The sequence below is a fragment of the Neobacillus drentensis genome (genome assembly GCF_036965245.1).
In the GTDB taxonomy this organism is placed as follows: Bacteria; Bacillota; Bacilli; order Bacillales; family Cytobacillaceae; genus Neobacillus; species Neobacillus drentensis_G.
Map to the genome: position 1 here is coordinate 16,639 of NZ_JBALPG010000082.1, position 11,193 is coordinate 27,831.

Below are 11,193 nucleotides of genomic sequence, written 5' to 3' on the forward strand. Positions count from 1 at the left end.
CACCCTCCATTTCTCCATATATACTTATGACCTTGTACCACAAATTATGTTTTTAAGATCACAAAAAACCGATCCTAAGATCGGCTAGTTGTTTAAAGGTATTTTCAAGACTTGGCCAGAATAAATATTTTCATTCTGAAGCTTATTCGCTTTCTTTATTATGTCGATTCCTTTTTGTGATTGGTAATACTTCATTGCAATCTTAAATAATGTTTCTTGTGGTTTAACCGTATGATAAACTACCTTACTTGTATTTGCCGTTGAATTTGTATTAGTTTCACTTTTTATAGCCTCTGTCTGTTGCTGGCTGTTTTTATCTGGGGCCTGCTTATTGGCTGTGTCTTCATTAGAACCCGATGCTTGACTAGATGGATCGGAAGTATTACTCGAAACAGGTTGTTCAACAACATCCTTAGACTCCTTACTTTCTTCCGAAGCTTCATTCAAATCAATGTTCTCCTGATCGGTATCTTTTGGTTCATTTGAAATGTTTTCGTCTTCTTTGGGTTCCTTTTCAAGATTGATTGTTTCGTATCCAACTGGACTTCCAGAAGTCTTTTTTGCATCATTGATATTTTTTCCGCTATCCCGGTAAGAAATAACACTAAAAATGATTATGGGAAGGAGGATAAAACTCAAGACTAATAACCGTATAACTGGATATTTTATCTTCAATTTTGTTTTTTTCTTCTTTTGACGGTGCACTTGCTCTCTCGGAGGAAATTTGTCTCTATCACCGTCTTCGACCTTATCATTTATTTTTTGAATCCGTTTCTTTAATCTTTCTGCTTGATCTCTGTATGGTTCTTCTTTATTCACGGGTCTTTCCCCCCTGCTCATGGTCATCTGCTGAACGTCTAAATTTTATATATATACCTAATAGAAAATCAATTACAAAATGCATAATGATAGTTACTGCTAAATTTCCAGTCCATTCATAAACAATCCCAATAAAAAAGCTAAGTAAAACAATATTTACAAATAAAAACCAATTAAAAAGATAACGATAATGGATAATAGCAAAAATAATACTGGCCAGGATAAGGCCCACTTTTGTTTGAATGATTCCTCGGAAAAGTAATTCCTCACTAAATGCAACTAAAAGAGCAATTACGAAAATATGAATAACATTTCTATTTTTAAAAATTCTTTCATTCAATCCCCCATCGTCATAATAGGAAGATGGCAGCCATTTCATTAATCCAATATCTATAATAACAACAGCAAAACCTGCTGGTATACCGATAGCAATAATGTCAATTTCTCCTAAATGGATTTGATTTAAATACGAGAAATGGTCAAATAAAAGAAAACCTAAAATAATTGAGATGGCTAATAAAATGATTTGTGTTAAATATAGATGATAAAGCAACTCTTTATCCGTTAAACTTGCGATTATTTCATTATACTTCTTTTTCATTCACTCAACTCACTATTGATTAATATTTTGGCAAGATAATCCTTCCACTTCTCTTCACCTTTTTTTAACAGTGGTGTTGTTTCGTTACATAGATACTCATTTAGTTGCAGTCCACAAAGATCGCAGCATGAAGGCACCTTTTTTGGCAGTACTTCATCAAAATATCGTAAGATAAATTCACGTCTGCACAAAGTAGACTCGACCCATTTTTTCATTTGAAAAATATTGTTGATCTTAACTCCTAATCTTTCCTTTACAAATTCCTTAATAGTGAACTTTAACATTTCCGCGGAACGAACGTTTTGGGGTGGATTCATTACAAAGTCCTCGATAATTCTCCACTGAATCTCTGAAAAGCCTCCAAGGTCTCTTAATTGATAACTTAATTCAATCCTGTTATCCTTAATCAGTTGCTCATTCTTTGCTTTTTCAAATAACCAATCAATTTGCTGCTCCGACGGTAGTTCTCCTTCTGCCAGCTGGATTGGAAGGTGTTCATCCCCAGGTGAGTATAATAGGATGGCTACACTTGGGTTGCCATCACGGCCTGCTCTGCCGATTTCCTGAAGATAGGATTCTATTTGCATCGGCATATGATAATGGATAACAAAGCGAATATTTTCTTTGTTTATGCCCATTCCAAAAGCACTGGTTGCGCAAATTACATCCAACTGGTCATAAATAAACTGTTGTTGAATTAAAATTCTTGTATTTTGATCTAATCCCCCATGATACGCCATTGCCTGACAGATCCCTTTTTCATCTAGTAATGCAGCCATATGTTCTGCAGCCTTTTTACTAGAAAAATAAATAATTCCTGGCTTTTGGAGCCTTGAAACAAGATCAGTTATCCGGTTTTGTTTATCGTGGTAATCTGCTAGTTTTTCTACATAAAAAGCAATATTAGGGCGATCAGTCGACGATTCTATTTTTACTATTTCTTCAAGTCCAAGTGAAGTTATTATGTCTTCATGTACCTTTCTCGTAGCTGTAGCGGTAAGTGCAAGTGTAAGAGGATTCCCTAACTTTTCACGTATGTCTCCTAACTTGGAATAATCCGGACGAAAATCAAAGCCCCACTGTGATATACAATGAGCTTCATCGACCACAAATAACGAAATGGTTAATTGCTGCAGCATCCTGATGATAAAAGGAACCCGCAGCATTTCAGGGGAAATAAAGATGAACTTATACTCTTTCAAATGACGAAGTACATTATTTCTTTCTGTTGGAGAAAGAAATGAATTCAACGCAATGACCCTTTTTTCACCAAACCGTTTAAATTGCTCTACTTGATCCTGCATTAAGGAAAGAAGTGGAGAAATGATCAAAATTTGACCTTTTAGGATATGCCCCGGAAGTTGATAACACAAAGATTTCCCGGTTCCTGTCGGAAGCATGGCCAATGTATGCTTTCCGGACAGAATCGATGAAATGACTTCCTTTTGTCCTGTTTTAAATGTATGATAACCAAAGTGCTTTTGTAAAAGTTTCTCTAATTCCATTATTCCCCACCATACTTTGCCAACACTAACCTAATTTGAAAATATGTTGCTGCCTTCAATTTGTCCTTTATTAGCTTTAGTTGCCTCTTCCCTATTTCCCGTGAAATTTCTACTATTTTTGTTTGTAATTCTTTTTCCACATAAGGATCTATTGAGAAATGATCGACATGTAAAGCAAATTCAACAAGATGATCTTCAATTGTACTTAATTTCAAACGCCTGAATTTAGCAATCATATCTGGGGAATACCCCTGATTTAATAGGTTCCATGTTTTCCTTGATGAAAGTGTCAATTCATCTTGTTGATGAAAGTCTTTGATTAGGATCGTTAACATAGGAAAACCACTTGGCTCCAATTTAATCGCTTGCATCAAATAATGAAGTGTATGAATAAAATCGATATGGTAATCATGAATGTTCATATTAAATTTTTTAACTATTTGTAGTGGTGTTAGGCCAATTTGCTGAAAACCAGTTAACCGAAACACTAGAATGGAGGGATTAATCTCCTTCGTCATATTGAAACATTCTATTAACTCAGAGTATACGATATTGCCTAGCTCTTTCCTTGGTACATTGAGTTCCTTTAAGGAAGATTTCAGCCATAGATGAACATCATTGTTTTTTTGAATAGGTACATATCTTGTATCTCCAAAAACAAGGTTCGAAGTAACCTGAATAAATAACGAAAATCTTTCCCAAAACAAGGATGTAAATGGATGATAACTCCAGCCATTTAGATAGGTTGGCGGTGGGTTGGTTTCTAAAATTGAATTACCTGAATATGTTAATAGGTAATGTTGTTCCCCGCTATGATCAATCCACTTTTTTTTAATCATTGATTGAATGATTTCATCAAATGATTCTCTAGTTAAACTTTCATAGATCCCAAAAAACTTCTTTAACGAAAATAAATGAGCATCTTGGATGGTTTGTGATGACTTTTTTCCATTTAAAAGGTGATAGATGGAATAAATCGTCCGTTCACTATTTAATTGTTTAATACAAAATAAAATGATGGTTTCTAATTGCAGCATTTATGATCCACCACTTTTTCTACATTTTATCGACAAATTCTCCATTTTTTCTATTATTATTTTACCATGAAATGAAGAAACTTGTTGTCTTAAAATGCATAAGTTTATGAAATTGAACTAAACTATCCCATGTTTTAAAAGCATTTTTCTATTGAAAAGTTGCCCATACAGTTTTACAATAGGATATGAGTAATACGTTTCCATTTTATTATGGGATACGAGTTAGAATAATTTTTTTTATTTTACTGGGAGGTTTTTTTCATGGCAAAGTATACGATTGTTGACAAGGAAACTTGCATCGCATGTGGTGCATGTGGCGCAGCAGCACCAGATATTTATGATTATGATGATGAAGGGATTGCATTTGTAACTCTTGATGAAAACGAAGGGATCGTTGAAATTCCAGATGTATTAATCGATGATATGATGGATGCTTTTGAAGGCTGCCCAACTGATTCAATTAAAGTTGCTGACGAACCTTTCGATGGTAATCCAACTAAATTCGAATAATATTTTGTCAATAAAATATTCTTAAGCTAATTACCCCCGTCTTTTTACAAGCGGGGTTTTTTTATTTATTACCATTAATGAAAAAACTCACGATCCTAAGGGGAAAGACAGAGGTTTAGTTGCATCTATGCCGGAAAGGATAGTAATTTTCATTTCATCAAAAAACAGCAGGAGCCTGATGTTGAGCGGCCCCTGCTGCTTGTTCTATGCACCTTTTACGGTTGTAATTTTATTAACCCATGCCTGCATCCGAATAAACAGAAGCATAAAGATCGTAGACATGATAACTCCTTTTAGGATGTTAAACGGTAAGATAGCAGGTACTACTAGATTGCGCTTATCCGGAATACCCATGAGAACTGTATAGGCAGGGAAAATGAAGAAGTAATTTAATACACTCATTACAACGGCCATTATAACAGTTCCGGCAATTAACGCTATTGTCATACCCTTTTTAGTTTTAAGTTTATTATAAACAAAATAAGTTGGCAGGATAAACACAATTCCCGCTAAGAAATTGGCTATATGACCAACTGGAATTCCTGTTGGGCTTCCTATCGCAATATAATTTAGAACATTTTTAAATAACTCAACTAATATTCCTGCAATTGGCCCAAAAATTAATGCGGCTATTAACGCTGGAATGTCGCTGAAATCGACAAACAAGAAATTAGGGAATAACGGCAGTGGGAAATTTAATAGCATTAAAAGAAATGCGATACTGCTAAACATTCCAATTGACACCATTACCTTTACCTTTGTGGTCTTTTTTTTCTTCATTTTCCTCTCTCCTTTTTGATCCATCATGTTAGGAAGAGAGGTTCAGCAATATTTAAATACCGATGTAATAAAATAATAAAAAATCCCCCAAGAATGTTTACTTGAGGGAGTTTACAAAGGTACACTTAATAAACGTTCATATAACAACAATTTTTGAACGTCTGCAGAACCTCCATCTTCTCCCATCCAGACTATACTGTCGGCTTTGGAATCGCACCAAATCCTGCCTAAAAAGGCTCGCGGGCTCAAGAGCATTGCTCTAATACCGCCGATCGGGAATTTCACCCTGCCCCGAAGATAGATCGATATTAAATTATAATTTTATTATACTAAAAGAAATATCCTTTTGTTAAGTAAAAGATTTGCCATGTGCTTTTTTTGTAACTTTTTATTAAATAATATAAACACCCGCTAACACATAAAGTTCAGCGGGTTTCCAGAATATTATTGAACAATTAAAATTTGGTTGGGCTTAATGAGATCAGAAGTTAGATTGTTTATTTCTTTTATTCTAGTTACAGAAATATTTTGTTTCTGTGCAATTGAGTACAATGTGTCCCCAAGTTTAACGGTGTATTTTACCATTGCTGGTGAACTACTTGTTTGTGATGTTTGCGATTGAAGATGGGAACTTGCCACTAACACATTATCACTGATACTAGCAATGCCGCCCTGGACGTATTCGCCAACATTAGTCTTACCCAGCAACTTTTCTGGATCCATTGCATATTTCTTATCATATCTCCATTCTAATTGGTGCGATTCAAAATGAAGATGTATTCCAGTAGCTTGTCCTGTTCTTCCCATTTTTCCGATTTCATCACCTTGTTTAATCATTTGACCTCCTGTTACTGTCCGCTTGTTTAAATGAGCATAAACGGTTACATAATTACTAGGGTGTTTTAAAAAAACCACATTTCCATATGTATTAGAATAATAGGACTTAACTACCACTCCATCTTCAACAGACAGCACAGGAGTATCCAATTTTCCCGCTATATCGATTCCTTTATGTTTGCCTTGCCTTGTTCCATATGTATCGGAAATGACACCGTCAGCCGGCCAAATCCAGTGATCATTCATTTCTTTTTGTTCCTGTAAACCCGCAGCTTCCGAATGTTTTCCGCCTAAAAATAATAAACTGACACAAACCGCCATAATTATGGCGATTAAAAACCTTTTTATGTAATCACGCATTCTTTCTATTCCTCCTTCTATAACTTGTCCTCCCCTCCACACCATATGTTCGTTTGTTCTCGTTTAGAACATTTTCCTTCCTTCGGGGGAATGAACTGAGCATACATGTTATATTTTGGAGTAATTTAGTATTTTATTCATAAAAAAATCAACCGGGATGGGTTGATTTTTTTAGTTATTGAATTTTACGCAAATTTGGCGCTACTGGCACCTTGTTCTCTTTTGATAAATCGAATGGGCCGATAAATGGTACGGCTGAATCCTTAACGACTACTTTTTCTAGTCCAAATTCCTTTGCTGTCAGTAGCAATGCCTCAAATGAAGATAAAGTACGTTGATCATCTTTAAGATCAGAAATTCCTTTAAATGATAAAAATAATGTTTTGTCAATAACGGAAATATCTGTTATCGGCTGAAAAGGTATGAGTGAACTTTTTAATCCCTGTAAAGGTTGATCTTTTTTCATTGCCTCAAAGGCAGTATTAACATCGCCATAAGTATCTACGGATGGTGTTAAGAATGGTATGTCACTGCCAAAAGTATAATAAAATAAAATGGCATGTTTTTTCTCTGGAGTCACATCCACTTCTTCAATCCTTCCAAAATTCCCAAACTGTATTCCTGGTTCACCATTTGTTGAAAACTTTATTTTCTTCAAATTACTATTAGAGGAAATATCCTTTTTTAATACATTCATAAAAATTGTTTCATTGGCTGACCCTTGCCCGTACTGATGGTTGGCAGGAACATTGACCAACACGCTGCTATTACTTTTATCAAGCTCCATTGTCGCATTTAAGGGATAGAAATTTGATAAGCCCCATTCTTCTTCTTTTAAATTCGCCATGGTCTTCGTGTAAAGAGAAAGCCAAGATTGTTCTTGAGTATCATTAACGATCGTTGATATAGGAATTAGTATTTGAGCTTGCGGATCTGGAATCCAATAGGTGAATACAGTTCCATTTCCAAGTTCATCCTCGTAAATGGCTGTTTTCATGCTCTCTGATTTGATTAAGTCTGATTGTTCCGTTTCCGAATATGCCTGTTCCTTCGCAGAAGATTCATCTTTTTTCAAGGCTATTGTTGATTCCCTATCAGAAAGCTCCATTTTTTTATTGGTTATTGAAGATTTTTCCTCTTGAGCCCTATCATAGGAAAAATTTGTCCCACCCATTAATTTAGGTACTAGGATGATAAATAGAAGGAATGCAGCTGCAGCAGCCATACCCGGTAAGAGCCATGATTTCGTTTTGCGCTTTTTTAAAAATATGTTTTGGTAAATGTCATGAGGATCGCGATGATCTCTTACTTTGGGCATTTGTCTTAATAATTCTTCGAGCTCATTATCGCTCCACTCTGACTTTTTCACTACTTAATCCCTCCTTTTCAAAAAACATTTCCATATGCTTCTTCAAGACCTTCAAGGACCGGTGCTGTGTCGTTTTTACTTTACTTTCCGTCCAGCCTAAAGCCTGGGCGGTTTCAGCAATGGATAAATCCTGTAAATAGCGTAAAATAATAACAGACCGCTGATCCAGCGTACAAAACTCAAGACATTTGTAAATCCACCTGATCTCTTCTTTTTGTACGGTAATTTCTTCTGGTATCGGATACTCATTCTTTACTTGATTCGTTGACCAATCAAATTTTTCAAGCATTCTTTCCTTCCAGCCCTTTTGTTTACGGAAAAAGTCGATAGCAACATTCCTTGCAATCGAAAATAGCCATGTTCTTTCACTGCTTTTACCTTCAAAACGATGATAAGATTTAAAAACTCGAATATAGACTTCTTGAGCAAGATCTTCAGCCTGTTCTTTATTTCTAACCATATAAAATAGAAATTGAAAAACGTCATGATGATATTTTTGATATAGCTCATCGAAAACGGAGTCCATCAATTCCCCTCCCCGTTCATTAATATTAGTCGATGTATATGTATAAAAAGTTTCATCCTTTTAAATATAGACTTTTTTAGGACAAAAAGGAAGGTATTAGCTAAAAATCCATTTATATCCAGACACAATAAATAGCCAAAAAGGCTCATCCAGAGACTGGATGAACCTTAAATTGTTCCTCGTGAATCAAGAACTATCGGCAAAATATATCTTTATTTTACTTTTTTCGTGGAAGCAGGAAGGAAAATGTCGTTCCAAGATCCATTTTACTCTGAACAGAAATATGGCCATGATGGGCGTCAATAATATTTTTCGCAATGGCCAACCCTAATCCTGTTCCGGCTCTCCCACGAGTCCTTGCTTTATCTGCTTTATAAAAGCGTTCAAAAACAAATGGTAAGTCTTCCTCAGGTATACCGGATCCGGAATCTTTTACTTCTATCCTTATCCCCTTGTCTTCGGAAGTTACTGTTAATTTAACAGTTCCACCTCTTGGGGTATGCCTTATCGCATTATCAATTAAATTCGTCAGAACTTGTTCAATTCGATCTGGGTCAAATAAAAACGTTGAAACTCCATTTTCGATTTCAGTTTTCAATAAGATTTCATTGTCTCTTGCCAATCCTTGAAACTTATGGATAATCCGATTAATGAAAGTAGAAAGGTTCACATCTTCCATGGATAGATGTATATGCCCAGCTTCCATTCGGGCAAGATCGAGCAATTCATTTACGAGCCGCCCCATTCGCAATGATTCATCATAGATGACCTTTGCCATTTCTTTTTTCTCTTCCTGCGATTCTGCAATATCATCAACAATCGCTTCACTGTAGCCTTGTAACATGGAAATAGGTGTTCTAAGTTCATGGGAAACATTGGCAATGAAGTCTTTCCTCATTTTATCCAATTGTCTTTCCTCTGTCATATCCCTCAGAACGGCTACTGCTCCTCGAATAAATTGGTTACTATATAAAGGACTAACCAAAATAACCCAATGACGGCCTTGAAGTGATATTTCACCAATTTGTTCTTTTTCTGTATCTACTGCCTTTTGAAAAAGATCCATCACCTGTGAAGGAATAGATTCTGAATCTGAACCGAATCCCCCTTTTTCATAATACCAATATTGCAGAAAGCGATCCGCAGGAGGATTCGTGATAAGAATAGTACCATCCCGATTAAAAGTAATTACCCCATCAGCCATACTGCTTAAGATACTAGATAGTTGTTCTTTTTCCTGGCTTAGGGCATTCATATTGAACTTTAATTGCCTGCCCATTTGGTTAAAGGCCGTCGCAAGCTCCCCAATTTCATCATGAGTTAGGATTGGGACTTTCGTATCGAATTTCCCTCGTGCCACTTCAAAGGCTGCCTCCCTCATCTTTCTTAACGGGGCTGTAATACGGGTAGATAAAAAGAAGGCAAAAATAGTTGTTAAAATTATGGCGACTCCGGCAACAAGTAAAATAAACCTTGTTGTCGAATGTGATGTTTCCTGCATTTCTTCTAATGATTGATAAATAAATACAGCTCCATTTTCTCCATCCGGAAGATGCAACGGAACGCCTATTATGGAATAGTTCGCATCCTTATTATCCTTTTTTGTTGAAAGGTCAGAAATCTTTTCAACCGTTTTGTTATTTTGAAATATCTGTGCTAATTCAGGATCTTTTTTTATATCCTGGATGGATAATTTTATTTTCTTGTTGGTATTTGGAGAATAATAGACTTCATCCTCATTTTTTACAACAACTACATTTGTCACTTTATCGATAAATTCCCAAGATATTTCTAATCCAAGTGAGAATTTATCGGGATGTTCTTCCAAAACATATGCAATTTTTTCAGCCGTATTGGTCAAGTCTTTTTTCGTTTGAATAATGTTGTCGTTTTGGAAAAATTCCAGGAGCATAACTGTTAAGATAAACAGAACAAATGATACTAAAAAAATAATAGTAAACCACAGTTTACCTACAACACTCCGTAAAAAGGTCATTCATTTACTACCTCAAATTTGTAACCTACTCCCCAAACCGTTACAATCATTCTCGCTGCCTGTTCAGACACCTTATTTAATTTTTCACGTAAACGTTTTACGTGTGTATCAACCGTTCGTAAATCACCGAAGAATTCATAATGCCATACCTCTTTCAGTAATTGTTCGCGATCAAATACTTTATCCGGTGCCTTTGCCAAGAAATAAAGCAATTCATATTCTTTAGGTGTTAAGCTTACTTCCTTACCATCTGCCATAACCCTATGTGCATCATTGTCTATTGTTAAGTGCGGAAAGACAATGACATCCTTCGTTGTCGTTTCGGTTTGCAAATAGCTCGTTTGTGATGATCTTCTTAACAGAGCTTTTACACGCAAAACTACTTCCCGCGGGCTAAATGGTTTGACAATATAATCATCCGTCCCGACTTCAAAGCCCTGAACACGATTGATTTCCTCCCCTTTAGCCGTTAGCATAATCACAGGAGTAGCCTTTTTTTCTCTTAATTCACGACAAACTTCAATTCCATCCTTACCAGGCATCATTAGATCAAGCAAAATGACATCATAATCATTTGCAAATGCTTTTGTTAAAGCTTCATTTCCATCCTCTGCTTCATCAATCATATATTCTTCACGCTCTAAATACATTTTTAATAAACGACGAATTCTTTCTTCATCGTCAACAACTAATATTTTCACGTCTTTTTCCATTATTAATCCCCCCATGAAGTTAATTGTACAAAATGGTATTGCATTTTTCTATATTTTCTCGGTATTTACTCCTATAAAAAGTGTCAATAATTTGACAAAGTCATTTATAAATATATTTCATCGTTTAATATGTTTTAAAA

11 protein-coding genes and 1 riboswitch are annotated in these 11,193 nt (G+C 35.5%); of the genes, 1 reads left to right on the top strand and 10 read right to left on the bottom strand.

Annotation, left to right across the window (positions count from 1 at the left end):
* Nucleotides 1-84 precede the first annotated feature (84 nt).
* From V7150_RS17215 to V7150_RS17230, 4 genes are read right to left on the bottom strand one after another with little or no spacing between them, the layout of a single operon-like run.
* Nucleotides 85-819, bottom strand: coding sequence for a LysM peptidoglycan-binding domain-containing protein (locus V7150_RS17215; RefSeq protein WP_335520856.1), 735 nt, complete (start codon nucleotides 817-819; stop codon nucleotides 85-87).
* The gene (locus V7150_RS17220; protein ID WP_335520857.1) at nucleotides 812-1,420 is read right to left on the bottom strand and encodes a CPBP family intramembrane glutamic endopeptidase; all 609 of its coding nucleotides are present in this window, start codon (nucleotides 1,418-1,420) and stop codon (nucleotides 812-814) included. The genes V7150_RS17215 and V7150_RS17220 overlap by 8 nt, the downstream gene beginning before the upstream one ends.
* On the bottom strand, nucleotides 1,417-2,925 hold the full coding sequence (locus tag V7150_RS17225) for a RecQ family ATP-dependent DNA helicase (protein ID WP_335520859.1): 1,509 nt from the start codon (nucleotides 2,923-2,925) through the stop codon (nucleotides 1,417-1,419). Before V7150_RS17225 ends, V7150_RS17220 begins: the two co-directional genes overlap by 4 nt.
* Complete coding sequence (locus V7150_RS17230) at nucleotides 2,925-3,962, bottom strand: helix-turn-helix domain-containing protein (RefSeq protein ID WP_335520861.1); 1,038 nt, start codon at nucleotides 3,960-3,962, stop codon at nucleotides 2,925-2,927. The genes V7150_RS17225 and V7150_RS17230 overlap by 1 nt, the downstream gene beginning before the upstream one ends.
* A 261-nt stretch (nucleotides 3,963-4,223) precedes the next feature.
* On the opposite strand from V7150_RS17230, the gene V7150_RS17235 reads away from it, so the two are divergent.
* Nucleotides 4,224-4,472, top strand: a complete 249-nt coding sequence (locus V7150_RS17235; RefSeq protein WP_215043208.1) for a ferredoxin — start codon at nucleotides 4,224-4,226, stop codon at nucleotides 4,470-4,472.
* 204 nt (nucleotides 4,473-4,676) lie between these two features.
* On the opposite strand, the gene V7150_RS17240 is transcribed toward V7150_RS17235, so the two are convergent.
* The 6 genes from V7150_RS17240 to V7150_RS17265 form a co-directional block, all read right to left on the bottom strand.
* Nucleotides 4,677-5,252, bottom strand: a complete 576-nt coding sequence (locus tag V7150_RS17240) for an ECF transporter S component (protein WP_335520863.1) — start codon at nucleotides 5,250-5,252, stop codon at nucleotides 4,677-4,679.
* 170 nt (nucleotides 5,253-5,422) lie between these two features.
* A riboswitch (FMN riboswitch) is annotated at nucleotides 5,423-5,555 on the bottom strand.
* Nucleotides 5,556-5,696: 141 nt separating this feature from the next.
* Nucleotides 5,697-6,449, bottom strand: a complete 753-nt coding sequence (locus V7150_RS17245) for a peptidoglycan DD-metalloendopeptidase family protein (protein WP_335520866.1) — start codon at nucleotides 6,447-6,449, stop codon at nucleotides 5,697-5,699.
* 175 nt (nucleotides 6,450-6,624) lie between these two features.
* Nucleotides 6,625-7,818, bottom strand: coding sequence for a negative regulator of sigma-X activity (locus tag V7150_RS17250; protein WP_335520867.1), 1,194 nt, complete (start codon nucleotides 7,816-7,818; stop codon nucleotides 6,625-6,627).
* Nucleotides 7,793-8,344 (bottom strand): RNA polymerase sigma factor SigX, encoded by a 552-nt coding sequence (gene sigX, locus V7150_RS17255; RefSeq protein WP_335520868.1) that lies wholly within the window; start codon nucleotides 8,342-8,344, stop codon nucleotides 7,793-7,795. The genes V7150_RS17250 and sigX overlap by 26 nt, the downstream gene beginning before the upstream one ends.
* Nucleotides 8,345-8,561: 217 nt before the next feature.
* Nucleotides 8,562-10,340, bottom strand: a complete 1,779-nt coding sequence (locus V7150_RS17260) for an ATP-binding protein (protein WP_335520870.1) — start codon at nucleotides 10,338-10,340, stop codon at nucleotides 8,562-8,564.
* Complete coding sequence (locus tag V7150_RS17265) at nucleotides 10,337-11,053, bottom strand: response regulator transcription factor (RefSeq protein WP_283919268.1); 717 nt, start codon at nucleotides 11,051-11,053, stop codon at nucleotides 10,337-10,339. Before V7150_RS17265 ends, V7150_RS17260 begins: the two co-directional genes overlap by 4 nt.
* Nucleotides 11,054-11,193 lie beyond the last annotated feature (140 nt).